Source organism: Paenibacillus sp. FSL R7-0216, assembly GCF_037969915.1.
Lineage (GTDB): Bacteria > Bacillota > Bacilli > Paenibacillales > Paenibacillaceae > Fontibacillus > Fontibacillus rhizolycopersici.
The window spans coordinates 4791812-4816992 of the sequence record NZ_CP150222.1; the positions used below are offsets into that span (position 1 = coordinate 4791812).

Genomic DNA, 25181 nt, shown 5'->3' on the forward strand with positions numbered 1-25181 from the left:
ATCCCCCCTCGATCCTTTGGCACTGTGAAAGATATGCAGTTCATCCTTACGGATTAACGCACTTCCGGTTGAACCTCCGGCTTGAATTCCGGATGGCCGGCCGCCGCTTCTTGCGCTTCATCCGGCGCGTAGGTACGCCGCAGGAACAAGCCGATCAACAGCGCCACCACGCCGACGTACATGGAAATCGTAAAGGCATTTTGCATCCCGGACACCAGCGCGTTTCCAAGCTCCGCCGGATCCTGCGGATTGGCCGCTGCTTTCAGGTAACGCTCCTGGCCGTGCGAGAAAATGCTGATGAACAGCGCGGTGCCGATCGCGCCGGACACCTGCTGCAGCGTGTTCATGATCGCGGTGCCATGCGGATACAAGCTGCGCGGCAGCTGATTCAGCCCTGTGGTTTGCCCGGGCATCATGACCAGCGAAATACCGATCAGCAGCGTGATATGCAGAGTAATAACCTCGCCGGTCGAGCTGCCCGTCGTCAGTCCGCGCATGAACCACAGCGTGGCAATAACGATGATAAGTCCCGGCGCGATCAACGCGCGTGGGCCGAATTTATCAAACAGTCTGCCCGCCACCGGCGACATCAGGCCGTTGATGACCCCGCCGGGAAGCAGCACGAGTCCGGCCGCAAACGGCGCCAGCAGCAATGCTCCTTGCAAGTACATCGGCAGGATAATCAGCGTCGAGAACAAGGTCATCATCATGACCATCAGCAGCACCGCCGATAAGGCGAACATCGGATATTTAAAGACGCGAACATCCAAGGTTGGCTCGGAGACTTTCAATTGCCGCCAGACGAATAAAACCAAAGCGATAAATCCAACAATCAGGCAGGCATAGACGACCGGACTTGACCAGCCCTCCCCTTCCCCTGCATGGCTGAAGCCATACACGATACCGCCGAAGCCGACCGTCGACAGCAGAATAGACAGCAGATCCACCCGCGGCTTCGTCAGTTCCGAGACGTTCCGCAAATAAAGCGCGCCGTAGACGATGGATAGCACCGCTAAAGGGATGACCAGATAAAACAGCCAGCGCCAATCCAATGCGTCCAAGATGAGACCGGACAAGGTAGGGCCGATCGCTGGACCAAACATGATGACCAGGCCGATGGTGCCCATGGCCGCGCCTCTTTTTTCAGTAGGATAGATCGTCAGAATGGTGTTCATCATCACCGGGAGCAGCAGCCCCGTCCCGATCGCCTGAATGATCCGCCCTAACAGCAGCACGGCAAACGAAGGCGCGATCCCGCAGACGACGGTTCCGATCAGGAACAGGATCATCGCCGACAGGAACATCTGCCTAGTCGTAAACCATTGGATCAACAGCGCCGTAATGGGCACCAAGATCCCGATCACTAACATATAAGAAGTAGAAAGCCATTGTATGGTTGAAGCCCCCACCTTCAGCTCCTGCATGAGGTCGGTGTAAGCTACGTTCAGCAAAGTTTCGTTCAAAATGGACACAAAGGCCCCAATGACCAGGGCAATCGTAATCGGCAGACGCCTGATCCCTTCTACACCGGATCCTTGACCCGATGTCAGCGTTGACGTATTCATTTGTAGGGTTACCTCCACATCTTCCTATTTTGGACTTTTTGTCTCTAGTAAGGTTTATATATGAACAAGGCAAGGCTTGCCTTGGAGTTTGACTCGTTTTCCTATTAGACCATTCTATATATAAAATTTAAAATATAACACCGCGAAACTCCTTCCTCCTCCGCCCGAAGGTCCTAGAACCGAAAGGTTCAGGATGGAAAGAGCCGCGGAATCAGTCGGGCTGCTGTACGCAGGGGCTGGCTGCTCTTCTGCGTCAGACACATGATGATCGAGCCTTCCACGATCCCGTTGATGAGGAGCGCAAGGTCGGCCGATTCTTCCGCGCTATAGCCGGAGGCGGTAAACTTCTTCTCGAATTCGCCAATCCAGGCGTTATATACTCCGCAGCAGGCTTGACGTATATTCTCGTTACTGCGGGCGGTCTCATGAGCGACGATGCCAATCGGCACCCCCAGCTCCGCATCCTCGCGGTCGTAGTTATCCGCAATGAGGGTCAGCAAGGATTGCACGGCCCCGACTGCATCCGATGTCGCATCCAGTACCGCGCGAAGACTCGCTAACGTTACGTTCTTCGTATAACTTACGGCTTCACACGCAAGCTGCTCTTTGCCTTCAGGGAAATGGTAATACAATGACCCTTTAGGCGCACCGCTCATTTGGGTGATTTGATTCAGGCCCGTTGCGTTATAGCCTTGGTTCTGCAACAGCTTTGCCGTCGTTTCGATCAGCAGCTGCCGGGTTGGGTTCTGATTGGACATGCGCACCGGTACCTTTCCGCATAGATTAGACCGATCGGTCTACATGATGATAAACGATATCCAAGTCTGGTGTCAACACTTCAGGTCCGGTACGCCCATTTTTTATAACCGAAGGTACATCTCATGCAGGCGAATCTTATCGCGCACGAATCCATGCCGATCCAGGAATCCTTCTAGCAGCGCATTGTCGGGAGTCGAGGCGGTGAATTTCACAAAACCCAGCTCCTCGTGGGCGGCGTTTAGCAACCGGGTGGCAATACTCTTCCCTCGATACCGGTGGCTAACGATCAGCAGGTTGATCTTGCCGCTCGAACTGATGGAGAGCCCCCCTACCCATTCGCCGTCCACCCGGAAACCATAATATGCGTTAGAAGAACTCAGTTGCTGGTATTCCAAGTCGTTCTGCCAGTTAATGTGAAAATACTTCCAAGCATCCACCATGTCAGCAAACACCTCGAACTCGATCCGCTCTACCGATCCTCCCGCGGAAGCCCCAAGTGGGGCCTCCAATCGGGATGCATCGGGAAGCGTGTAGAACGAGACGTCGTAAACGCGGCGGTATCCTCGCTTCAGATAAAAGGCGATCGCCCGATCGTTTCCGGCGATGACTTCCAGAAACAACTGTTTGCATCCGGCCCGCTGCGCTTCTTCTTGGTGTAGATCCATCAGCCCCGCGCTTACGCCTTTGCCCCGGTATTCCGGGCTTACGGCCAGCGCACCGCAGCGCAGGGTCTGGACGGATTCATAAACCTTGTTGCCGCCTAGGACAACACCTACAGGTTCTTCTCCATCAAGAGCCACGAAGGAATGCTCCAGCGCGTTGCCTTCCGGACCGAAAAACCGCTCCGCAAACTCCGCTTCGGTCAGGTTAAATTGGATGATGTAATCGGCAAATCCACGCAGAAACGCCTGATAGATCGCCCCCATTTCCAGCTCCGTGCCTCGTTCGTATCGAATCATCACCAAATTCTCCTTCGTCGTATTACCATGCATAGGCTTTAGGCGCTTCTCCGCCCGGACCCGGGAAGATCTCGTCAATCGCCTTCAGCGTCTCCTCGTTCAGCTCAACGTCAACAACCCGCAGCGACTCCTCGAATTGCTGCAAGGTCCGCGGCCCGATAATCGGCGCCGTCACCGCAGGATGGGCTAGCGTCCAGGCCAAGGCCACCGTAGCCTCCGATTCGCCTAGTTCGTTGCATAGTTTGCTGAACCGTTCCAACTGGGGACGCAGCTTTTCGACCCGTTCACCCTGTCTGGCCGTTCGCGAGCCAGGCTGCGGATTCAGATTGCCCCCGAGAATACCGCCGTCCAGCGGACTCCACGGAATAACGCCGATTCCCAGCTCTTCGGCCGCCGGCAGAACCTCCAATTCCGGCAAGCGGCAAAGCAGACTGTATTTATGCTGCTCGGATACCAGCCCCAGCGCCCCACGGGTTTTGGCTTCATATTGCGCCTTTACAAGATCACGCCCGGCGAAATTGCTGGAGCCGACGTAACCGATCTTGCCTTGTTTTTGCGCTACCTCAAAGGCATTCCATAACTCCTCCCAGGTCACGTTCCGGTCGACATGATGCATCTGGTACAGTTCGATATGGTCCGTGCCGAGCCGCCGAAGCGAATCGTCCAGGTGGCGGCGAATTTTATAAGCCGACAAGCCGGGAGCGCCTTCATTCGGGTCTACTGCCGGATCGCTCATGGCCCCGTATACCTTCGTAGCCAGCACTACCTTCTCTCTCCGGCCGCCGCCTTGCGCGAACCAGCGCCCGATGATCTCCTCGGTCCAGCCGCGATGCTCAACTCCACCGTAGACGTTGGCCGTATCAAAGAAATTGACGCCGGCATCGATCGCCGCGTCCATGATCTTAAACGCTTCCTTCTCATCCGTCGTCGGACCAAAATTCATCGTCCCCAGACACAGACGGCTCACCTTCAATCCGGTTCTTCCCAAACTCGTGTACTTCATGTCAACAACCTCCTTAACGATTGGGTAGGATAGGTACAATTTGAATGAATACAAACCCATTATATACCAAATCGAGAAGCAGACAACCCAAAAATCCCCGGCCTAGTGGCCCGGGGATTCGTTTGTACTGCCTGTCGACGGCGGAGGAACGGGGCGAAGCCCCGCCGGCTCTGCGTCCGGATCGGTTTCGACATAATGCTTGAGCAAGGACAGCTTGTTCTCCCAGAAACGCTCGTAGTACTCCAACCAACGCTTTAGTTCCAGCAGCGGATCCGCATCCAGACGATAACGCGTCTCCCGCCCGACCTTGCGCTCCTGCACAAGTCCGGCTTCGGCCAAGATGCGCAGATGCTTGGATACTGCCGTACGGCTCATCGGAAACCGGCCGCTGATATCCTTCAGCGGCAGTTCCCGCCCGCCTAAAAGCTGCAGCAGCTCCCGGCGCGTCGGGTCCGCGATCGCCTGGAACACGTCGTGTTTTGCAGAGGCCGCCTCCCCCATGGCTTACACCCGAACGTATTCGGCCAGCTTGCCCACCATACCGGCCCAGCCTTGATCCATGTTGCCGCGAACGACTTCGTGCGGTTGGCCGAACTCGGTAACTTGGTCGGCGGTCCAGCCGCCGTGAATCAACGTGAATTCCGTTTGATTGTCCTTCTCTTCCAGTTCAAACGTGAGCGTCCAATCCTTGCCCCAATGAAACGATAACCGGCGCGGCGGATCCAGGACTGTCACCTTGCAGGGGGAATCCCCGAAGGGACCGGCATGCAGGACAAATTCATACCCCTCTACCGGCTGGAAGGTATTCGGCATGAACCAGGCCGCAATCCCCTCCGACGTTGCAACCGCCTCCCATACCCGGGAGATGGGTGCATTTAGCAGAATCGTATGCCGAATGTCCGGCAGCTTGCCTGTGTTATTTTGATCCATCATCTATTCTCCTCTTTGCCAAAATATTTATTGGATCTATATGAAACCAAATGGTTTCCTAATAAAACGATTATATGACACCATTAGGTTTCATGTCAACAATAGAAGTACAACCCATTCGGAGTCGAACCCGGAATCGTGCCGTAGCCCCCTTAGCATCGCCCCCGCCACTCCCAAACATGCCCGCACGATAGAATAACCTCACTCGGTGTCCAACCTCGGTCTACCTACTACCTCCAACTCCCCCGCCCACATAAAAAATCCGCATCCCCTGCGATAAGCAGCGATGCGGATCTTTCATACGAGTTCCGTTACGGCTTGCGGCGACGAATCTCAAACAATCGAGCGGAAGGTGCAGGCGGCAGGGTCACCGTTAGCTGACCCGCTGCGGAATCCCAGCTCCAGGCGCAATCCAAGTCTTGCGGATATGCGCACCGAATGTCCAGCGTCTCCCCTTGCAGCTTTGAAAGCGGCAGGATCTGAGACGAAGTCTCCCCGCGGGTTCGCCACACGGCCAAGTAAACCTTATCGCTTCCCGGCCGTTGCAACCCCAGGCTGACCCAATCGTCCTGTTGCTTCGGCAACCCCAGCGGCCAGAACGGCAACGCTTCCGGAATATCCGCGCGAATCGCCTTGTAGTAATCCAGCGCTTCCTTCACGAGTACCCGGCGTCGCGGGCTCAGTTCGGCCAGATGGCCGCTTTGGTGCACGCGCAGCAGCAGCGCGTTGACCATGTTGAAGACGACCTCCTCGTCGTCGCCTTCCCGCAGCGGGTACGACCAGATGGCGGATTGCTCCGGCGTCAGTGCCGAAGGGGATGCGGCGGCGATCGCCGCATAGTTCACATAGTTCTCCTGATCACTGGTCGACTGGATGCTATGACGGCTCAACATCGCGTAATCCATCCGCATCCCGCCACTGGAGCAGTTCTCGATCACAAGCTCCGGATACCGCGCGAAAATACGGTCAAGCCAAGCGAGGTACGCGCGGTTATGCTGCAGTAACCCGTCGCCGAAGCTATCCGCAGCCGCTTCCGTCCCGATCCCGGCGTTGATATTGTAATCCATCTTAATGTAACCGACCCCGTAATCCTCCACTAACCGGCGAATCACCTCGTCGGCATGGGCCACTACCTTCGGGTTGCGGTAATCCAGTTGGTACCGGCTGCGGTCCATCACCCGCTTGCCATGGCGCAGGAAGAACCAGCTGTCATCGGTGTCTGCCAACTTCGGACTGTTGATGCCCATCACCTCCAGCTCGAGCCACAACCCCGGCACCATCCCTTTGCCCCGGATATAGTCCAACACGTACTTGATCCCTTCCGGGAACCGTTCCGAAGACGGCAGCCATTCGCCGACGCCGTCCCACCATTCGCCTGGAGCGTACCAGCCGGCATCGATACAGAAATATTCGCAGCCCGCTTCCGCAGCGGCGTCGATCAACGGCAGCAGCTTTTCCGTCGTCGGGGAGCCCCAAAGGCAGTTCATGTAATCGTTGAAAATAATCCGCAGCTCCCGGTTATCATCGTTTGGCCGGCGAATCCGGCGACGATAAGCGGTCAGTTGCCCGATCGCCGCTTCGAAGCCGCCATTGGTCACCCCAACCGCGACCGGAACGCTGACGAACCGCTCCCCCGGCGCGAGCGATACCCACCAGTGGTTATCGTGTTCAGTCGGGCCACTGAGGAGCAAGGTCAACTGATCAACCTGGTCGAAGATTTCCCAATGCCAAGAACCGTTGTGCTCGATTTGCCAGAACAGGCTGGTGTTCGTTTCCCGGTTCTCCAGCACCGCCATTGGAATATGCTCAGCCGCCGACCAGGAGCCCGTATTGCTGCAGGTGATCCGCTTGGAGCTGCGATCGGTTAAATGGGATAACCCCAGCTCCGGTAAACGGTAAGCCCGCCATTGCAGCTCGCTTTGCCATCCGGTATGGGGAATGGACAATACCATTTTGTCGTCCCTATCCTGTCCGCCTTCCTTATCCAGGCCGGTCAATGCGAAGGAAGAGACATATTCGACGCCCACCGCCGCCGAACCGGCATTAAACAATTCCACCCAGGCCCGGACCGTCTGCACCCCATCGTAAAATTGTACGTGCTGTACGGCCTCCAGCCCGGTCTTCGGGTCGCGCAGGGCAACCTCCAGCTTCCGCCCGAATTCGTTGCGGCCGTTCGTATGGCCGGCGTAAACCATCCGCAGCCCCGGGTACGATGCCCGATGGGTTCGCCCATGGTATTCGTCCCGGTCCTCTCCCGTAAGCTGCAGCTCCATCAGGCGGAAGCCCGGTTTGCGCTCCTCCCGGATCCGCGCCTCGTCCAGCGCATTTGCCCCAAAATGAAGCAGCCGCACATCCTGCTCTTGGGTTACCTCCAATACCAGATGTAAGCCATTTTCCCGAATCGCGATTCTGCTCATCACCTTCGCACTCCCCTTCAACCGTCATAAGTAAAAACAAAACCCAGCACCGGAGGTGGTGCTGGGTTCATTTGTGTTTAAGGAACAACCGAGACTTTCGATATTATTGAGCCGAACCCAGTTGTACCCAAGCTTGTTCGATTTCCGTTACCGCTTGATCCTTCGACTTGCTGCCGCCGATGTAGGCTTGCATGATCTCGCCGAATTTTTGATGGAACGTATCCAGCGAGTAGTTGATCGCCAGGTCGCCCGACGGCTCCGATTTCAGGATTTCGTTCATTTGCTTCGGCATATCCAAATCAGGAAGAGGAGCATCCTTGATCGGCGGAATAACCTTCGCTACAGTAGAGAACCAGTTCTTGCCGTATTCGGACGTGTACAACCAGTTAAAGAATTCAATTGTTTCGTTCACAACTGCGGAATCTTTATTAATGCGCAAAGCTTGGTCCGCACCGGTGATGATCGTTGCTTGCTCTGCTTTGTCGCTGACCGGATAACCCGCGATGCCGATTTGGATGTCCGGAGTAATTTTCTTGATCGCTTCTTCGTCCCATGCGCCTTTACCGATCATGATGGCTGCTTTGCCGGATGCGAAGTCACTGACTTGCGCATTGCTGTCGCGTTCCAGCGGCTTGTCGGTACCATGTTTCACCGTCGTATCGATGAAGCTAAAGAAGTTGTTGTACAGGACAGGGTAATCTTTGATTTTGACATCCCCAGCAATAAAGCTATTGACCAGGTCTTGCGTCGTTACGCCAGCGTCTTGAGCTGCTGCATTCACGAAATGCTGGAATACGTGCTTCCATACCCACCATTCCTTATACGCATTTGCGAAAGGCGTGATGCCTTTAGCTTCGAGCTTAGCGATCGCGTCGTCCAGTTCGGCCGTCGTTTTCGGGAAAGTGGTAACTCCTGCTTCATCCAGTAATTTCTTGTTGTAGATGACGGAGAACAGGTTGCCTTTGACAGGCAGACCCAGAACCTTTCCGTCGGAAGAAGTCATATTCGCACGAACGGCGTCCGTCATGGCAGCAGCCAGCGGTTGATCCGTCAAATCCGCGCTATATTCTGCAAAGGTGTCGATATCGCCGCCTGCCGTCGTTTGGAATACGTCAGGCGTACTGCCTGCCGCGATTCTCGATTTCAATACCGTGTTGTAGTCCGCCTGCATGATCTCCAGGTTGATCGTCACGTTTGGCTTCACTTTCTTATATTCCGCAATGTAGGCGTTAAACGCATCGGTATATTCCGGAGAAGCCGTAAACATGTTGATCGTGACCGGTTTGGAATCATCCGTTGCAGCGCCATTGCCGGCACCCGCGTTGTTCGCTCCGTTATTCGCCGCGTTATTGTTGCCTCCGCATGCGGATAACAGGCCCATAAGCAGCACCAGGCTGAACGATAAGGCCAGGATTTTCTTCTTCATTAACTAACGCCCCCACTTTCTTTTTGTTGATCATTGGTTATGCTCCTTATTCTAAAGAAAAGGCTCGGGTGAAAAAATGTAGATATGTGGTGATTTAAGGGTAAAAAAGTGGAGTCCTCCTGCGAGTTCACTTTTTGACCCTTTCCTCCTGCTGTTGACGGTATTCGGAAGGCGACAGGTCATAGTAATTCCGGAACGCCTTGCTAAAATAGTTCTTGTCTTTATAGCCCAACATTTCGGAAATTTCCTGGATTTTAAGCATGGAGTCGTCCAACAGTTCTTTGGCCTTGTCCATGCGAACCTTCTGCACATATTCGTGGATCCCGCAGCCATATTGTTGCTTGAATAGCTTCATCAAATACTCGCGGCTCAGAAAATACTTCTCCGTGAACATCGAAATTTTGATGTCCTCAAAATAGTGATTGTCGATATACTCCTTGATATCTTCGACACTGAACGGACGGCCCGCGGCCATCGACCGACGGACTTGCTCGTGATAATACTCGGCCAACTCCAGCAGCAAGGCTTCGAACTGGTCAAACGTGGCAAAATCCGTTCGCAACCCCAGCGCCTGCAGCGATCGATCTCCCCCGGAGGAAGGAAGCTTGTCCGCCGGAACACTAAGCTCCGAAGCCGTATCGTTCATCAGCACGACGATTTCCCGCAGGATCCGGTCGGCGGCACCGATGCTGAAGAAGCCGGAAACTCGAATACTCTTGGCGAATTCAGACATAACCGATTTGGCATGGTTGAGATTGCCCGCCTCCAGGGCCCCGCGCAGAATCGGCATGCGGCTGGAGAAGGAGAACGTCTCCTTAACCGTCGGCTTGTCCGATTCCCCGATGACGGCATTTCCTTTGAGCTTCAACAAATCGATACCCTGGATGCCGGAGATCGCCTCTTCATAGGAGGCGGCTAGATCCATCACATCCTCGCAATATCGCCCGATGCCTCCGGCAACCAGCACCCCAAACAAGTCGCTTAAGGTGGAGGCCACTTTCCGCATCAACTCCCCCGCACGGAAGGCAATCTCTTGCGGGTATCCCCCTCGCGCCGTATAGACCGCAATCATTTCCCGCTCTTGCTTCGGATTGGCGAAGCTGAAGCATTGCAGGCTGTCCACGGCGACATCGTTGATGACGTTTGCCACGGCGAAATACAGCAGCTCTCGGTCGCGATTAAACCGGCTGTCCTTTACTACCTCCATATTCATGATCCGCAGGACGAGCACGCCAAACCGATGATCTTGATGATCGGCCCCAATCAATGGCAGAAACGCTTGATTGCTTTGCTTCTTAAAGCTGCGCTCAATAATCGACAGATAGATTTTCTCTTTCAATTTTGGAAGCGACATATTAAAGGCAATATTCCGGGTGATCGATTCGCTTTGGATCTGACGTTTGGCCTGAAGCACGTCAACCGCTTTGCGAAGCGCCTGGTTCAAATCCTGGCGATTGACCGGCTTCAGCAGATAGTCCACCACTCTGGCATGGATCGCTTGACGGGTGAATTCAAAGTCGTTATACCCGCTGATGACGATCGTCAACAGTTCGGGATACTCCTGCTCCACGATTTGCAAGAATTCGACCCCGTTCAGCTCAGGCATCTTCATGTCGACCATGACGATATCCGGCTTGTGCTGTTCCAGCATCGCAAGCCCCGCCTTACCGTCAGTCGCTTCCCAAATCTCATCAACCTCAAGGTCCTGCCAATTCCCCAAAATCCGAATCGCTTCGCGAAGCGGTTCCTCGTCGTCGATAATCAACACTTTATACATGACTGCTGCCCCCCCGCGGTATCATCATCCGCATCTCCGTACCCTGCTTATCGCTTTGGATGCTCAGCTCGGCTTCTTCGCCATAGAGAAGTTTCAGGCGGGTATACAGGTTTTTGAGCCCGATGTTCTCTCCCTCTTGTTCCTCCCATTCCTGGCGGAACGAAGTTTGGATTTGCTCCATGCGATCCGGAGAAATGCCCGGACCGTTGTCCCGCACCGAAATCACAGCATGGGTGTCGCCCAGCTCGGCGTGGATCCGTATGGAGATGCCGCTCGACATTTTCTCCAGCCCGTGCTTGATGGAGTTTTCGACCAGAGATTGAATGGACAGCTTGGGAATTTGCAGCTCCTTGAGGGCCTCTTCCCACTCGACCGTGACCTGCAAACGGCTGCCAAACCGGGCTTTCTGCAGCGCGAGGTAACGTTCGATGTGCTTCAGCTCCTCCCTAGCGTTTACGATGTCTTTTCCACTTATGCAATATCTTAGGGTTAATGCCAAGGCATCCACCATCTCGGCCACCTCCTCGTCCCCGCTCTTCAACGCTTTGGTCGAAATCGCCTGCAGCGCGTTATACAAAAAGTGCGGGTTAATCTCCGCCTCCAGCGCTTTGAGGATGGCGTTCTTCTCCACCAGCTTCATCTTATAGCGTTCATTGATCAAGTCGTTCGTCCGCCGTACCATGCGGTTGAAATGCCGTGATAAATAGGCAATCTCATCCCGGCCCTTCACCGGAATTTCCGCGTCAAAGGTCCCTTCGCTAAAGCGGCGCATCTGAAGCGACAAATCTTTGAGCGGGCTCGTAATTTTATTGGAGAATAACGCGACCAGAATGAGCGAAATCAGCAAAAAAATCAAACCGATCAAATACCCCAAATTTCGCGTTGCCTTGGCGGCTGCGTAGATATTGCTGTACGGGATCGGTTTAACCAGCTTCCAGCCCCCGTTCGCTTCAATGTTATAGACGATTAAATACTTATCGCCCGCCTCGTCGGTCCAGGTCAGCGGCTTCATCAACGCATCCTCCCCAAGCCGGGCAAGCCATGGCGCTTGTCCCACTTGATCCAGGAAAGCAGGCTCATCCACATGAAAAGGGACATTGTTTGGATCCAGGTACAGCAAGTGCTCGCCATTCTCGAATGGAACATCCTTCAGAATCTGGTCCTTGACCGTCGGTTTTAAATAGAACGAGATCACCGCTTTCGGTTCGCGGGTCACCAAGGAACGCAAGACACGGTGATAACCCATAAAGCTAGGCTCCTCGTTCATGACATACCCCGACTTGGACCCGGGAACGATAAATGACTGATAAGACTGGTTGTGACGGCTCTCCATCGCCTGCTTGTACCAAGGCTGCTCGGGGATCCCCTCTTGATAGCTCGACCGAACCGTGATGTTATAAGCTTCTCGCGTGATGGCGTAGTATTTCTGCTGATCGATCAGGTACAGATAAATGCTCTCCAGGTCATTTCGCGAATAGAACAGCTCGCGCAAATAATCTTCCAGGTACATTTTCGACGCATAATCCGATTCTTCGTTCATAATCGCCTGCAGGATCTCTTCATAGTGGATTTGCGGCAAGGACAACTGCTCGATGCCGGCGAGATAATCCTCCAGCTTCTGATTGATCAACTTCAGGTTGTTTGTCGTGCTAGCCATGCTATGGTTTACCGATTCTCGCTCCAGCATCTGATAGGAGATGACCGTCAAGAGCCCAACCACCAGAATAATAATCGTTGTAAACAACAAAATAAGCTTATTGACCAGTCTGCGCGAAATCCGGTCAGTAAGCGTCGTTAGCATGCTTAAGATGCGGTTGAACATAGCCCCTCATTTCTAGTACGTCGGGGAAAAAAGCGAGTTCACCTTTTTACCCTTAACTGTTTTCTTAAATCCATTTTGGCGGCAATACCGCTGTTTTATAATCATTATAGCCGAAAAAGTCAAGGTGTGCAGGGAACCAACCTCACCCGATCTTTAAACAATACGTCACGAAAAAGAGGTGCCATTATGTTCAAACTAGGGAGAAAACGGGGCGAGAAATTGGAGTTTGGCGTATTCACGTTGCCGATTCTGATTTCCATCATCGCCGTCTTCTATTATCCGTTCATCATGACGATACGTTATTCCCTGACCAAATGGAACGGGATCTCCAAGCATCCGAAATTTGTCGGGCTCGACAACTTTAAGCAGATTTTTATGGGCGATGCGAATTTCTCGCATGCGGCCTGGTTTACGATCAAATACGCCATCCTTTATATCGTGTTGATCAACGTGCTGGCGATCTTGCTGGCGCTGGTGCTCGATATGAAGCTGAAGACCACAACCTGGCTCAGAGCAGCCTTCTTCATTCCTTACATCCTCAGCTTGGTTATCGTCGGCTTTATTTGGAAGTTCATCTTCATGCAAGGCTTTGAATCGCTAGGTGCCAGCACCGGCTGGGGGGTATTCGCCTTAAGCTGGTTGGGTGAACCCGGACTTGCTTTTATCTCGGTGTTGTTCGTATCGATCTGGCAATCGATCGGATTTTACATGGTGATCTACATTGCGGGCTTGCAATCGGTTCCGGAAGATTTGAAAGAAGCCGCTACGGTGGACGGTGCCGGCCCGATCCGCAGATTCTTTAACGTCACGCTGCCGTTGCTGGCTCCATCGATTACGATTTCCGTCTTTATGGCGCTGACCAACTCGATCAAGGTGTTTGACGTCATCCTGTCCTTGACCGGCGGCGGCCCTGGCGGTACGACTTACAGCGTGGCGTACGACATTTACCGCGATACGTTCCAGAACAACCTGTACGGCTACGGTACAGCCAAAGCGCTGATTCTATTCGTAGCGGTGCTGATTATTACGGTGATCCAGCTTACTATCTTCAAACGCAGGGAGGTTGAGGCGTAATGAAAAAGAATAGTGCAGGCCGCATCGTCCTGGAAATCGTGATGGTGCTCCTCTCAATCTTGTTCCTGTATCCGTTGTTCCTGACCATCATCAACTCATTGAAGAGCTTCTCCGAGGTCATGACCGACGTGATCGCTTTACCGAAAAAATTAACCTTTGCCAACTATAGCTATGTTTGGGAGTTCATCAACTACCCGCGGCTGTTCCTCAACAATACGGTCATTACCGTCCTCGGCTTGGCCGGGATCGTGTTGATCTCGTCCATCGCCGCGTACAAGCTGGCCCGTACGAAATCGAAAGCCAGTTCGATCATTTACTTCATCTGTATCATGCCGATGCTGATTCCGTTCCAATCGATCATGCTGACGGTACTGCAGATGGCGAAGAACTTCCATCTCTCCGATAGCACGTGGGGACTCGGCATTTTGTACTGGGGCTTCGGCGCTCCGCTCGCCCTATTCATCTACCACGGCTTCGTGAAAGGGATTCCGAAGGAAATCGACGAAAGCGCCACAATCGACGGCGCCTCCGGCTTCCGGTTGTTCTTCAGCGTGATTTTCCCGCTGTTGAAATCGGTGACCACCACGATCATCATCATCGACGTCATGTGGATCTGGAACGACTTCCTGCTTCCATTGCTTATGGTTAACGGCTCGCCGACAACGAAGACACTAACGCTGGCCGCCTACACCTTCGTCGGACAATACACCTCCGACTGGCAATACGCGATGACCGCCATGGTTATGGCCGTGCTGCCTTCGATCATCGTCTTTATCTTCCTGCAAAAATACATCGTCAAAGGCGTTGTCGCCGGCGCGGTGAAAGGTTGATCTTCTTTTAAAGCGGAACTTGAACAGCCCCTGGTCCAACGGACCGGGGGCTGTTGTCGTGTTGCTTAGCAAATAACTGCAAAACTGCAGTTATTTGCGGGTAAAATCGACAAATGTCCAAAATACCTGCAAAAGTGCTGGTATTTTGGACTTATTTGCGGTTAGGCCGAAAAAAACAGTCAAAAACTGCATTTTTACAGCTATTTCGCGTAAATCGGCGTTATTCGGTTAAAGAACTGCATTTTTGCAGTTATTTCGGCTAAACCGTGTCATCCTCGTCCTCATCCTCAAACAGCGTGTGAAGAACGCTGTTCCGGTTTTCGAGGAAACGGCGCGTGATTTGGTAATGATCCGTATCCTCGTAACGAATCGTATCCAGCTGAGCTCCATCGAAATTTAAGATGTCCGCATCCGGATAACCCATCAGAATCGGCGAATGCGTAGCAATCAAGAACTGGGCGCGATCCGATAAGTCGCGAATGATCCGCATCAAGGCCAGCTGCCGGGCTGGAGACAACGCGGCTTCCGGTTCGTCCAGCAGATAAATGCCCCGGCTGCCAAATCTGTACTTGAACAGACTGAGGAACGATTCGCCATGCGATTGACTGTGTAAAGATCGCCCTCCATAGGACGGAGTTGCCGCAACCTCATCAATATGCGAGGCAAACGAATAGAACGATTCCGCCCGCAGAAAGAAGCCGTTCGTGACTTTCGGATTCCATGAGAGGCGGATATAATCGCCGAGCGCAGATTCTGACCGGTCCACCTCGTAGACGTTATTTCTCCCGCCTCCGGCCGGATTAAACCCGCATTGGTAGGCGATCGCCTCCAGCAGGGTGGATTTACCTGAACCATTCTCCCCGACAAAAAACGTGACCGGACGGCTAAGACGAAGCTTGTTCAACTTCCGGACTAACGGGAGAGAGAACGGGTATTCTCTCGATGAAGGCATATTGTCTTTCAGGAGCGTCACCTCTCTTAAATACATCCCACGTCCTCTCCCTTCGGTGTGAATTAATCGAGCTCCCTGTAAATAAAATAGTCGAAGTCGGCAGGCTTGCGCATCCCGCTAAGGTCCTGGGCGCATACGCCGAGGAAGGTGCCGGTGAAGCGTACTTTCTCCGCCGGATCGTCCGCCAAGTGGCTAACGTCAACCGCTTTGCCGACCGCCTGCCAGGTCTCTCCATCGAGGCTGTAGGCGAAACGCGCCAACTCTCGTTCGATGGTCACTCGCAGCCAGCAGCGCGTAGCGCCTTTGATCGAGATGTCCTCTTCCAGCAGCTCGTCATAAACCCCGGCTTTCGTTTGGATGAGATTCAAACTGTTCCCCTTCGTTTCATCCCGAGAGATCCGCAAGTAGACATGATCATTCGTATCGTAAAAGACGGTCAAGCCGGCCATCTGCTGGAACGTCTCCGGCTCGAACTCCACCACGGTCTCCGCCAGGCAATGAAACGACTGCTGCCGCCGAGCCACCAAGCTTTGCCGGAACAGCGAGTTCATCGACTCGCGGCCATACAAGCGCAGGAAGCCGGGGCGCTCACGTAAGGTCAACCAATCCTCCGTAGGCGGAACGCGAAGCGTGCTCCAGTGAACGCCGAGCTCGAACCCACCGCCGTCGAAATCGTCGCGCTCCGGCTCCGGTTCGAACGGATGCGGCGGCAACGCAGGCGCATCCACCTCGACCCGCGGATCATTCCCGCCGGTCTCCAGCCGGAACCAGCCGTCTTCCGTCCAGACACCGCGTTGGATCGCCGTTTCCCGGCCAAGCGTGCAATAGATGTCTTTCGTTGGCCGCCCGGTTAGGTGTACCATGTACCACTCGCCCGTTTGCGTTTCAACCAGCGAGGCGTGCCCCGCCTTTTGCAGTGCCAGATGCGGTTTACCCGACGACGTCAGAATCGGATTGGTCGGGTCGACTTCATACGGTCCGTCGATCGTGCGCGATCGGGCCATCGTAACCGCATGATCGTAATACGTGCCCCCTTCCGCCGTGAGCAAGTAATAGTAACCGTTTCTTTTATATAAATGCGGGCCTTCGGTTAACCTAAGCTCCGTGCCTACAAAGATATTCTTGACCGGGCCAACCAGTTTCTGTTGCTGCGGATCATATTCCTGCAGAACGATGCCGGCAAAATGATTCTTTCCTTTCCGGTGATCCCACAGCATATTCACCAGCCATTTGCGCCCATCATCGTCGTGGAACAAGGAAGGGTCAAAACCGCTGCTGTTCAAATACACCGGCTCCGACCAAGGGCCGTGAATATCGGTAGCCGTGACCAGATAGTTCGGGGTGTCCTTGAATGCGCCGTGGCGGCTTTTGACGTCCGTGTAGATGAGATAAAACAAACCGTTATCATAGCTGAGACACGGAGCCCATACCCCGCAGGACCCGGGATTACCCAGCATGTCGAGCTGCGAAACCCGAGTCAGCGGATGACCGATCAATTGCCAGTGCACAAGATCCCGGGAATGATGAATCTGTACGCCTGGAAACCACTCGAAGGTGGACGTCGCGATATAGTAGTCGTCACCGACCCGTAAAATCGAGGGGTCCGGATTAAAACCGCGTAAAATGGGATTCGTGATGCTAGCATGTTCACTCATGTTATTTCCTCCTATTCATAACTGTTATCGGATTGGTGATTGTTTTTCTCATTTACTTAAAATTCGATTATAATAGAAATTAGGCTTTCGTATCTATTTCATGCCTAAGGAGGCTTGTATTTATGCCCAACCCACAACATTCACACGATTCATCGCATCGTTTATCCCATATTCCCGTCTCCATTCTCGACCTGGCGCCAATCACGGCCGGCAGCACCGCCACGGAATCCCTGAGCAACTCGCTGGATCTAGCCCGGCACGCCGAAGACTGGGGTTACCATCGCTATTGGCTGGCGGAGCATCACGGCATGCCCGGCATCGCCAGCTCGGCGACCTCGGTCGTCATCGGCCACATCGCCGGCGGCACGAAGAAGATCCGCGTCGGCTCCGGCGGCATCATGCTGCCGAATCATGCGCCGCTGGTCATCGCCGAGCAGTTCGGCACGCTGGAGTCGCTATACCCGGGGCGGATCGATCTCGGTCTCGGTCGGGCGCCAGGTTCCGACCCGTTGACCTCGCATGCGCTGCGGCGCGGGCCCGGCAGCGACGGGCAGGACTTTCCGGAGCGGCTCTCCGAGCTGCGGAACTACTTCCAGCCCGTCTCGGGTTCCTCCATGCGCGTACGGGCGATTCCCGGCGAAGGTCTGCATATCCCGATCTGGCTGCTTGGCTCCAGCGGCTTCAGCGCACAGTTGTCCGCCCAACTCGGTCTGCCGTTCTCTTTCGCCAGCCATTTCGCGCCGGATTACCTGCTCCCGGCGCTCGATCTGTACCGCACGCACTTCCGCCCGTCGGAGGAGCTGGCGAAGCCTTACGCGATGATCGGCGTTAACGTGATCGTCGCCGATACCGACGCGGAGGCCCGCCGCCTGGCGACCTCCCAGCTGCAGCAGTTCCTCAACCTGATCCGCCGGCGCACCGCGCAGCTTAGCCCGCCGGTCGACCAACTGGACTGGACGCCGCAGGAGCAAGCCCTGGTCGAACGCCAACTTAGCTATTCGGCGATCGGGTCGCCGGAGACCGTGCGGAATCGGCTGGAACACCTGTTGGCGGAGACCGAGGCCGACGAGATCATCGTCGCTGCGCAGGTCTACGACCATAAGGCCCGCTTGCGTTCCTACGAGCTGCTGTCGGAACTGTTTGGAGGACAACGTTCCTTATAATCCGTCGGACTATACCCCGTATATTCCTTGAACACTTTGGAGAAATAGTGCTGATCGCTGAAAGACAAGGCGTCGGACACCTCTTTAATTCGCATTTCCGGCTTGCAGGCCATCAGCCTGCAGGCCTCTTTGATTTTTAGTCCCGTGTAATACTGCACAAACGTGTTTTGCGCATAATTCTTCATCACCCGGCTGATATACGAAGGGCTGACATGAAATTTGAGGGCTACATCGGCAATCGATAGATACGAGTATAAGTTTAGCCTGACGTACTCCTCAATCTGCCGAAACAGCTCCTCTCCGCTTTTCCGGTTCTGCGCTTGAACTCGTTCGAAGGATTGCTTTGCCCATTCCTGAAACCCCTGGCAGAACTTCTCGAAGCTATCTACCGAAAGCAACCCCCGTGATGTCGCCTCGAGCTCCAAACGGTGTCCGGAGCCTTGGTCGTTCCAGGCTTGGGAGAAGGCATCCACCAACAACGCGACGAACCGTTCCAGCTCCGTGAGCCGGATATTGTCGACGGCCCATTTCGCCAGTTGCTCGTTCAGCTTTAACAAGAACTTCTCCTTCCCCCGACCCTGGATGAGCTCGGTGAAGGCGGCCACTGTCGCCCGATCCAATTCCGGGCTGTCCAAACCGCCGAGCCCATGCGGGGTCTCCGTATCGATCACCACGCCGTGGTGAATACGTTGCTCTTTATCCAAAATCCCCGATACGCGATGATACAACTCAGGGAGTTTGTCCGGATCGCCGGACTGCAGCTGCCCGCCAACCGATACCGGTAGCCCTTCAGCCTCTAAGGTACGGCGAATCGACTCGAAGCATTCATACACCGAGGAATAGGGCTCCACGGCCATTTTTTGCACCAACACGAGGAACTGACTAGCCATTTGGGTTGGAAACACCCAGCACAGATGCGGGGAAAATAACTCCCCCAGCCTGCGCTGCAGCCCCTCTAGATTCCAAAGCTCTCGTCCTCCTGCAAATGGCTGTCTCCGGATGAGAATCAGCGCCTTACCGTAATGGCGAAATTGGTCGCCAAGCTGCAGCTCCTCATAAAACCCGGGCTCCACAATCTCCTTGAACAGCTCCGCTTCGCTGGGAATCCGGCTTTGCAGCCGCTCGATCGCCCGATTCATGACCTCCACCAGCTGTTTGCGCTCAATGGGCTTCAGCAAGTAATCGAAGACCTGCAAATTGATGGCCTTGCGCGTGTACTCAAAATCGTTGTACCCGCTGATCAGAATGAACAACAGTTGCGGGCGGAGTTGCTTTGCTTGTTCAATCAACGTCAACCCGTCCATCTTCGGCATGCGGATATCGGTCAGCACCAGGTCCACGGGCTGTTGTCGGATCAGCTCCAGCGCTTCCTCTCCATTCGTCGCCGTCGCCACCACTTGGACCGGGAGCTCCAGGGAGCCAAGCAGCGTTCGAATGTTCCGCAAGATCGGTTTGCTGTCTTCCACGATCATCACGTTGTACATGCTGTGCCCTCCTTGTTCAGTAGAAGTCTTTCGTTAACGATCCGATGATCTGCACCGTAGCCCCTTTTTCTCCGTCGGCGTGATTGAACACGTTAAAGAACAGCCGGTTCTGATACATCAATTTCAGCCGTCCCACACTGTTCACGATACCCATGTTGCCGATTGAGGTCCCCCGTGCTTCTCCCTCTCTATCGGCGTCCGCCGCCCGCAGGTTATCCATAATCTCAGCTATTTTCCCGGAAGGAAAGCCATCTCCGTTATCCTTGATCTCCACCGCCCATAGTCCGTTGAACTGCTTCACCGTGATATCAATCCGCCAAGGCGGGTCGCTGCGGGAGAAGGCATGCTCGATGCAATTCTCTACGAAAGGCTGCAGCACCAGCCGGGGCAACTGTACGTTCCGCACGGATTCGTCCGCATGAATCTCCCATACCAGGTCCTCTTCGTATTTCTGCTGTACGAGCGACAAGTAGTGCCGCGTATGCTCCAGTTCATCGGCCAATGTCACGTGAGCGTAGGGAGAAGACACGATGTAACGCAAGCTGTCCGATAAATGCTTGCACATATCGGAAACGACCTCGGTCTTCCCCTCTTGGGCAGCGATACTGATCAAATAGAGCACGTTATGGATGAAGTGCGGCGCGATTTGGGCCTGGAGCGCGGAGTTTCGCGCTTTGACCTCCTCGTGAAGAGCGATTTTCTCCCGTTCGATCGACTCCTGCAGACGTTCCATGAGATCCTGAAACGCCTCATTCAGCAAGATCAGTTCATTGTTTTGCGAACGAGTGTCCATTTTGATATTCATGTTACTGTAGCTGATCCTCCAAATCTGGCTGCGCAGCTTACGAATGGGCAACAACAGGTTTCGCGAAGAGAAATAAATATAGACGAAAGACAATAGCAACAACGACGTTATCAACAGGATGGAAAGGTACTTCACCGAGTTCACCGGCCCCAGCACGTCCCCTTTTGGCGTAACGAGATAGGTTGTCCATCCGGTGCTCTCCGAGCGGGAATAGGCTACGTAATTCCGGTAATTATCCGCGTAAACTCCGCTGTCCCGATCTCTTGCCGTAAGCTCCGCATGCTCCGCTTCCGACATGGAACCGGCTACGGACCGGCCTACCTGGTCCAAGATATACACCTCTCCAGCACCTATGCCATGCGTCATCCTTTGCAGAAACGTCTCGTCCAATAGAATGCTGAGATACCCGAAAACCTTGCCATTCTGGTTGTTAATGGGCCGAATAAAGGAGACCGTATCTCCTTGTCGTTCCAGCACAAATCCGCTGCCGCTCCAGCTCCCGTTCATCAGGCTTTTCTTTAAATAGCCTTCCAAAGAAGCCGCGTCGCCCCGTTCCCCAAGGTAAGACACGATCTGCCGTCCTGCCTTGTCGTAAATCACCATATCCTTGATGTTCATCCTTGGTCCGATGGCCTGGAACATCAGATCCTTGAGTCTGCGGCTTTGATTCAGCCGTTCGATGTTCACATCGGTTTGATACCCTCGTTCAAGGATGGCAAAGATGTCCTTGCTGGATAAGATCCGCTGAGACAGCTGGTTTTGGCTGTCGACGTAATCGTCGAGCTGCTGGCTGACCTTCGTCGCCGCTGCCAGCTTGGCCTCGACCGTTTTCTCCTTCAACGGTTTAATGACGACCAGATTCACGTATACGATAAAGCAGCCGAGTATAAACAAGAGCAAGGCCACAAAAGTTAAAAAGACTTTGTTTTGCAGACTGAGCTGATTTTTGCGAGGGGAAAAAGGTCTCATGACGTTGGCTTAGGCCTCCTTGCTGTGCCTTATGCGTTTGTTGGATGGTTTAACTGTACCATTTCGCTTCACGTCATGACAACGGTTTCAAGTTCACAATTTTACACATGATCTGTCACCCTCAGACATGTACCTTAGCTGCCCTGGATTTTATAATCAAGTTGCAAGCGCATTCAAAGCCACATCATAAAGACGGGGGGATTTGCCTTGAATCACACAATGAAAAGAACGACCACCGCGATTGTCGCCGGTTTGCTGGCCGTATCGCTCGCAGCCTGCGGATCGGGAGGCGCGAAGTCCGGCAATGCCGCGAAGGAAGGTACGAACACCGGTGCCGCCAAAGGAGACAAAGTTACCATCGAGTTAGCGATCTCCAAGAGCTCACAGGACTCCGCCTTCATTCAACAAGATCTGCTGGATGAGTTTGAGAAGCAAACGAACATCAAAGTGAATCTTCAGTTGATTCCAGCCGAGCAAACGACAACGGTCCTGCAAACCAAGCTGGCCGTTGAGGAAACACCGGACATCATTCAATACAACTTGGCCAGCGCCACCACGGATTTGAATCTGGAGCGCAACTTCGAGATTCTGGATAACGAGCCTTGGGCCAGCCGGATTCTGAACAAAGACGTCCTTTCCGCTTATGGGCATATCTATAGCTTCCATGTCAGCCAGGATACAGGGATGCAGGGCGTCGTGTACAACAAGGACATCTTTGATGATTTGGGACTGTCGATTCCAACCAACTTCGAAGAGTTCCTGGCCGTTTGCGAGAAGATCAAAGCGAGCGGAGTTACTCCGGTATTCATGCCGTATAAGGACAATTGGTCCGCCAATATTTGGCCGGCTGCCGCTTTTGCCAACTTCGTATCCAAAAACGATCCAACCTTCTTTGATGAATTGAACAGCAACAAGAGAAAATGGTCCGACATTCCGGAATTCCAAACCTTCCTGGAACAGCAATATGAAGTGTATAAAAAAGGCTACACCAACACCGACGTCCTCAGCGACAGCTACGATATGGCGGTTGGCAAATTCCTGAACAAGGAAGTTGCGATGATGTTCATGGGCGACTGGTTGATCGAAGGCGTGCTTAAGCAAGACCCTAACATGCACCTGGGTGTCTTCCCGATCCCTTCCGAGCAGGATGCCAGCCTGGGAGCCAGCCCGCTTGGCGGCCAACTGTTCATTCCGAAGAAAGCTAAGCACTTGGCAGAAGCGAAGGAGTTCTTGAACTTCATGGGTTCCAAGGAAATCGCTCAGAAAATTGTCGATTCCAAAGGTTACGTATCGAACTTGAATGACGTCAACACGCCGGAACTGCCGGCCTACAAGCAGGAGATCGTCGACAACTACATCACGCCGAAGAAAACCGTGCTGACGACCGACGCCTTCATGCTGGTAGACCGCAGCGAATTGTACCGGCTGCTGCAGGATCAATTTGCCGGTGGATTAACGCCGGAAGAAGTCTTGAAATCCTGGGACGAAAAGTTCAGCCAACTGATGAAAGATAAAGAAATCCCCGGTTTCTAAATCGGAAGAATGGCAGGCAGCATAAAGTCCCGTCCGGGGTTTTATGCTGCCCCAGTCTATAATGGGGTGGGAGAACATGAAATCAAAAGCATCGGTCAAAAATCTATATTCCTATTATCTCGTACTACCGGCGTTATTGATCTACTCGATCTTTTTCGTCATTCCGGCGTTTACGGGCTTTTATTATTCCTTTACCGATTGGCGGCTGGATCGCCTAACGATCGACTTCGTCGGTTGGGAGAACTTCCGAAAGATCTTCTCCGACAAAACGCTGATTCTGGCGCTTAAAAACACTTTGATTTTTGCCGTCGTCACCGTGGTCGGGAAAAACCTGATCGGCATTGTGCTGGCGGTCGCGCTCAACATGCGATTGAAAACGCGGAACCTGCTGCGGGCGATCTTTTATTCCCCGTCCATCCTTAGCATCCTGGTCATCGGCATCGTCTTTACGCCGATCTTACGCACCGAAGGCGCCATCAACCGGATGTTCGATGCGGTCGGACTCCACGCCCTGAGCCAGGCTTGGCTCACCAATCCGCATATCGTCATCTGGACCATCGCTATCATCTCAATTTGGCAACATGCCGGCTTCCAAATGGCGATTTACTTGGCTGGACTCCAATCTATCTCCCAGGAGTATTACGAAGCGGCGACCATCGACGGGGCCGGATCCTGGAAGAAGTTCACGAAAATCACGCTGCCGCTCCTGCTGCCAGCGATCAATATTAACCTGATGCTCACGCTCATCGGCGGACTTAAGGTCTTCTCGGAGGTCTTCGTCTTGACGGGCGGGGGGCCGGGCAACGCCTCCCAGGTCGTCGGTACAATCATTTTGCGGTCCTTCGGCGAAGGAAGTTGGGGGCTGGGTACGGCCATCAATACACTATTGTTCGTGGCTGTAACCATCATTGCCATCCCGCTGCTCATCTTTATGCGGCGTAAGGAGGTCACCGAATAATGGGATTCACGCGCAAACTCGCCATTCGTAACTACATCGTCGAAGGCCTTCTGCTACTGGCATCGTTGCTCATCATTTTACCGATCTTGATCATGATCTTCGGCTCGTTCAAAACGAGCGCCGAAGTGCTCGATTTCTCACTAAAGCTGCCCGAAAAATGGATGTTCTCCAACTACGCGCGCGTATTTGAAGAGGGGGGGATCGCTCGGGCTTTCGGGAATAGCGTATTGATTACTGGCATTTCGTCCGTGATCAACATCGTCGCCTCTTCCGCCGCCTCTTTTATCTTGGCTCGGCGCGAGACGAAATTCGCGAATACGCTGTATATGTACTTCTTTATGGGCCTGATCGCCCCGATGTCGACGATCACGACCATCCGGATCGTGCAGGCGCTTGGTTTCTACGGCAGCATCACCAGCGTCATTCTCATTTACGCCTCGCTGAACACCGCATTTAGCGTGTTTCTGTACAGCGGCTTTATCAAAACGATCCCGAAAGCGCTCGACGAAGTTGCGTTCCTTGAAGGGGCCAGCGTGTTTGGCGTGTTCTTCCGGATCGTAACGCCACTGATCCTGCCGGTGAATGCCACGGTCGCGATCATGGTCTTCATGTCGGTGTGGAACGATATCACGATTCCGTTGTACTTCCTGACCGACAGTTCGACCTGGACGATGCCGCTGTCCATCTACAATTTCTACGGCAAGTACAGTCGGGAGTGGAACCTGATCTTCGCTAATCTGGTGCTAACGTCCCTGCCGGTGTTTATCCTGTATTTGTTTGGTCAAAAATACATCGTCAGCGGCCTGACCGCCGGCGCCGTGAAAGGCTGATCGGGAAGCGCGCGGCGCGTTGGCGCGTGGCGCACAGCAGGCGTGGGTGGAGCTAGCGGGTGCTTAGGGAGCTGGCGCGTGCACTGAGCGTGTCTACACACTTGGGTCACCGCCCACTCCTCACCGCCGCTGCGAAATGTTGTAGTTTATGCAATATTAGTTTTTACAACATTATTCGATATAAGTTGGTTCAGCCCAGCAAAATGATGCCCATTGTACAACATTTCGCCGAGCACCAACGAATTTCTCAGATTACGTGAGCCCCGGGAG

The 25181-nt window shown here is 53.8% G+C and carries 20 protein-coding genes; 6 read left to right on the top strand and 14 right to left on the bottom strand.

Annotated features, from left to right (window positions below; translation table 11 throughout):
- Positions 1 to 53: 53 nt before the first annotated feature.
- From MKZ15_RS22050 to MKZ15_RS22095, 10 genes are all read right to left on the bottom strand, one after another.
- Positions 54 to 1565: an MDR family MFS transporter gene (locus tag MKZ15_RS22050; protein WP_339818194.1), complete on the bottom strand. Its 1512-nt coding sequence runs from the start codon at positions 1563 to 1565 to the stop codon at positions 54 to 56.
- 188 nt (positions 1566 to 1753) lie between these two features.
- Positions 1754 to 2323, bottom strand: a complete 570-nt coding sequence (locus MKZ15_RS22055) for a TetR/AcrR family transcriptional regulator (RefSeq protein ID WP_339818196.1) — start codon at positions 2321 to 2323, stop codon at positions 1754 to 1756.
- Positions 2324 to 2425: 102 nt separating this feature from the next.
- On the bottom strand, positions 2426 to 3283 hold the full coding sequence (locus MKZ15_RS22060; protein ID WP_339818198.1) for a GNAT family N-acetyltransferase: 858 nt from the start codon (positions 3281 to 3283) through the stop codon (positions 2426 to 2428).
- Positions 3284 to 3305: 22 nt separating this feature from the next.
- The gene (locus MKZ15_RS22065) at positions 3306 to 4286 is read right to left on the bottom strand and encodes an aldo/keto reductase (RefSeq protein ID WP_339818201.1); all 981 of its coding nucleotides are present in this window, start codon (positions 4284 to 4286) and stop codon (positions 3306 to 3308) included.
- Between the two features lie 102 nt (positions 4287 to 4388).
- A complete protein-coding gene (locus MKZ15_RS22070; protein ID WP_193417025.1) occupies positions 4389 to 4787 on the bottom strand; it encodes a metalloregulator ArsR/SmtB family transcription factor in 399 nt (132 codons plus the stop codon).
- Positions 4788 to 4790: 3 nt separating this feature from the next.
- Positions 4791 to 5216, bottom strand: coding sequence for an SRPBCC domain-containing protein (locus tag MKZ15_RS22075; protein WP_155604850.1), 426 nt, complete (start codon positions 5214 to 5216; stop codon positions 4791 to 4793).
- 311 nt (positions 5217 to 5527) lie between these two features.
- Positions 5528 to 7633 (bottom strand): glycoside hydrolase family 36 protein, encoded by a 2106-nt coding sequence (locus MKZ15_RS22080; protein ID WP_339818205.1) that lies wholly within the window; start codon positions 7631 to 7633, stop codon positions 5528 to 5530.
- Between the two features lie 103 nt (positions 7634 to 7736).
- Positions 7737 to 9059, bottom strand: a complete 1323-nt coding sequence (locus tag MKZ15_RS22085) for an extracellular solute-binding protein (protein ID WP_193417023.1) — start codon at positions 9057 to 9059, stop codon at positions 7737 to 7739.
- Between the two features lie 127 nt (positions 9060 to 9186).
- Positions 9187 to 10836 (bottom strand): response regulator, encoded by a 1650-nt coding sequence (locus tag MKZ15_RS22090; protein WP_339818208.1) that lies wholly within the window; start codon positions 10834 to 10836, stop codon positions 9187 to 9189.
- Positions 10829 to 12658, bottom strand: a complete 1830-nt coding sequence (locus tag MKZ15_RS22095) for a sensor histidine kinase (protein WP_193417021.1) — start codon at positions 12656 to 12658, stop codon at positions 10829 to 10831. Before MKZ15_RS22095 ends, MKZ15_RS22090 begins: the two co-directional genes overlap by 8 nt.
- Positions 12659 to 12841: 183 nt before the next feature.
- Between MKZ15_RS22095 and MKZ15_RS22100 the strand changes: the two genes are divergently transcribed.
- Positions 12842 to 13732 (top strand): sugar ABC transporter permease, encoded by an 891-nt coding sequence (locus MKZ15_RS22100; RefSeq protein WP_193417146.1) that lies wholly within the window; start codon positions 12842 to 12844, stop codon positions 13730 to 13732.
- The gene (locus MKZ15_RS22105; protein ID WP_155604844.1) at positions 13732 to 14562 is read left to right on the top strand and encodes a carbohydrate ABC transporter permease; all 831 of its coding nucleotides are present in this window, start codon (positions 13732 to 13734) and stop codon (positions 14560 to 14562) included. Before MKZ15_RS22100 ends, MKZ15_RS22105 begins: the two co-directional genes overlap by 1 nt.
- A 259-nt stretch (positions 14563 to 14821) precedes the next feature.
- Here the strand turns inward: MKZ15_RS22105 and MKZ15_RS22110 are convergent, their stop codons facing one another.
- Positions 14822 to 15550 (bottom strand): AAA family ATPase, encoded by a 729-nt coding sequence (locus tag MKZ15_RS22110; protein WP_339818213.1) that lies wholly within the window; start codon positions 15548 to 15550, stop codon positions 14822 to 14824.
- A gap of 26 nt (positions 15551 to 15576) precedes the next feature.
- Complete coding sequence (locus MKZ15_RS22115; protein ID WP_339818215.1) at positions 15577 to 17169, bottom strand: glycoside hydrolase family 43 protein; 1593 nt, start codon at positions 17167 to 17169, stop codon at positions 15577 to 15579.
- A 122-nt stretch (positions 17170 to 17291) separates the two neighbouring features.
- On the opposite strand from MKZ15_RS22115, the gene MKZ15_RS22120 reads away from it, so the two are divergent.
- Complete coding sequence (locus tag MKZ15_RS22120; protein WP_339818217.1) at positions 17292 to 18332, top strand: LLM class flavin-dependent oxidoreductase; 1041 nt, start codon at positions 17292 to 17294, stop codon at positions 18330 to 18332.
- Here the strand turns inward: MKZ15_RS22120 and MKZ15_RS22125 are convergent.
- Together MKZ15_RS22125 and MKZ15_RS22130 are read right to left on the bottom strand one after the other, a co-directional pair.
- The gene (locus MKZ15_RS22125; RefSeq protein WP_339818220.1) at positions 18287 to 19816 is read right to left on the bottom strand and encodes a response regulator; all 1530 of its coding nucleotides are present in this window, start codon (positions 19814 to 19816) and stop codon (positions 18287 to 18289) included. The genes MKZ15_RS22120 and MKZ15_RS22125 overlap by 46 nt on opposite strands.
- A 16-nt stretch (positions 19817 to 19832) precedes the next feature.
- Positions 19833 to 21590, bottom strand: a complete 1758-nt coding sequence (locus MKZ15_RS22130) for a histidine kinase (protein ID WP_339818223.1) — start codon at positions 21588 to 21590, stop codon at positions 19833 to 19835.
- A 207-nt stretch (positions 21591 to 21797) separates the two neighbouring features.
- On the opposite strand from MKZ15_RS22130, the gene MKZ15_RS22135 reads away from it, so the two are divergent.
- The 3 genes from MKZ15_RS22135 (at position 21798) to MKZ15_RS22145 (ending at position 24911) form a co-directional block, all read left to right on the top strand.
- Positions 21798 to 23123: an ABC transporter substrate-binding protein gene (locus tag MKZ15_RS22135; RefSeq protein ID WP_155604838.1), complete on the top strand. Its 1326-nt coding sequence runs from the start codon at positions 21798 to 21800 to the stop codon at positions 23121 to 23123.
- 76 nt (positions 23124 to 23199) lie between these two features.
- Positions 23200 to 24081, top strand: coding sequence for a sugar ABC transporter permease (locus MKZ15_RS22140; RefSeq protein WP_155604837.1), 882 nt, complete (start codon positions 23200 to 23202; stop codon positions 24079 to 24081).
- Positions 24081 to 24911 (top strand): carbohydrate ABC transporter permease, encoded by an 831-nt coding sequence (locus MKZ15_RS22145; RefSeq protein WP_155604836.1) that lies wholly within the window; start codon positions 24081 to 24083, stop codon positions 24909 to 24911. The genes MKZ15_RS22140 and MKZ15_RS22145 overlap by 1 nt, the downstream gene beginning before the upstream one ends.
- The last annotated feature ends 270 nt before the right edge of the window (positions 24912 to 25181 follow it).

Bases quoted from the DNA above. Each gene is read 5' to 3' on its own strand.
- MKZ15_RS22110 (WP_339818213.1), bottom strand. From the start codon at position 15,550: ATGTATTTAAGAGAGGTGACGCTCCTGAAAGACAATATGCCTTCATCG.
- MKZ15_RS22090 (WP_339818208.1), bottom strand. From the start codon at position 10,836: ATGTATAAAGTGTTGATTATCGACGACGAGGAACCGCTTCGCGAAGCG.
- MKZ15_RS22070 (WP_193417025.1), bottom strand. From the start codon at position 4,787: ATGGGGGAGGCGGCCTCTGCAAAACACGACGTGTTCCAGGCGATCGCG.
- MKZ15_RS22115 (WP_339818215.1), bottom strand. From the start codon at position 17,169: ATGAGTGAACATGCTAGCATCACGAATCCCATTTTACGCGGTTTTAAT.
- MKZ15_RS22095 (WP_193417021.1), bottom strand. From the start codon at position 12,658: ATGTTCAACCGCATCTTAAGCATGCTAACGACGCTTACTGACCGGATT.
- MKZ15_RS22060 (WP_339818198.1), bottom strand. From the start codon at position 3,283: ATGATTCGATACGAACGAGGCACGGAGCTGGAAATGGGGGCGATCTAT.
- MKZ15_RS22080 (WP_339818205.1), bottom strand. From the start codon at position 7,633: ATGAGCAGAATCGCGATTCGGGAAAATGGCTTACATCTGGTATTGGAG.
- MKZ15_RS22075 (WP_155604850.1), bottom strand. From the start codon at position 5,216: ATGGATCAAAATAACACAGGCAAGCTGCCGGACATTCGGCATACGATT.
- MKZ15_RS22105 (WP_155604844.1), top strand. From the start codon at position 13,732: ATGAAAAAGAATAGTGCAGGCCGCATCGTCCTGGAAATCGTGATGGTG.
- MKZ15_RS22145 (WP_155604836.1), top strand. From the start codon at position 24,081: ATGGGATTCACGCGCAAACTCGCCATTCGTAACTACATCGTCGAAGGC.
- MKZ15_RS22140 (WP_155604837.1), top strand. From the start codon at position 23,200: ATGAAATCAAAAGCATCGGTCAAAAATCTATATTCCTATTATCTCGTA.
- MKZ15_RS22050 (WP_339818194.1), bottom strand. From the start codon at position 1,565: ATGAATACGTCAACGCTGACATCGGGTCAAGGATCCGGTGTAGAAGGG.
- MKZ15_RS22130 (WP_339818223.1), bottom strand. From the start codon at position 21,590: ATGAGACCTTTTTCCCCTCGCAAAAATCAGCTCAGTCTGCAAAACAAA.
- MKZ15_RS22120 (WP_339818217.1), top strand. From the start codon at position 17,292: ATGCCCAACCCACAACATTCACACGATTCATCGCATCGTTTATCCCAT.
- MKZ15_RS22065 (WP_339818201.1), bottom strand. From the start codon at position 4,286: ATGAAGTACACGAGTTTGGGAAGAACCGGATTGAAGGTGAGCCGTCTG.
- MKZ15_RS22125 (WP_339818220.1), bottom strand. From the start codon at position 19,816: ATGTACAACGTGATGATCGTGGAAGACAGCAAACCGATCTTGCGGAAC.
- MKZ15_RS22055 (WP_339818196.1), bottom strand. From the start codon at position 2,323: ATGTCCAATCAGAACCCAACCCGGCAGCTGCTGATCGAAACGACGGCA.
- MKZ15_RS22085 (WP_193417023.1), bottom strand. From the start codon at position 9,059: ATGAAGAAGAAAATCCTGGCCTTATCGTTCAGCCTGGTGCTGCTTATG.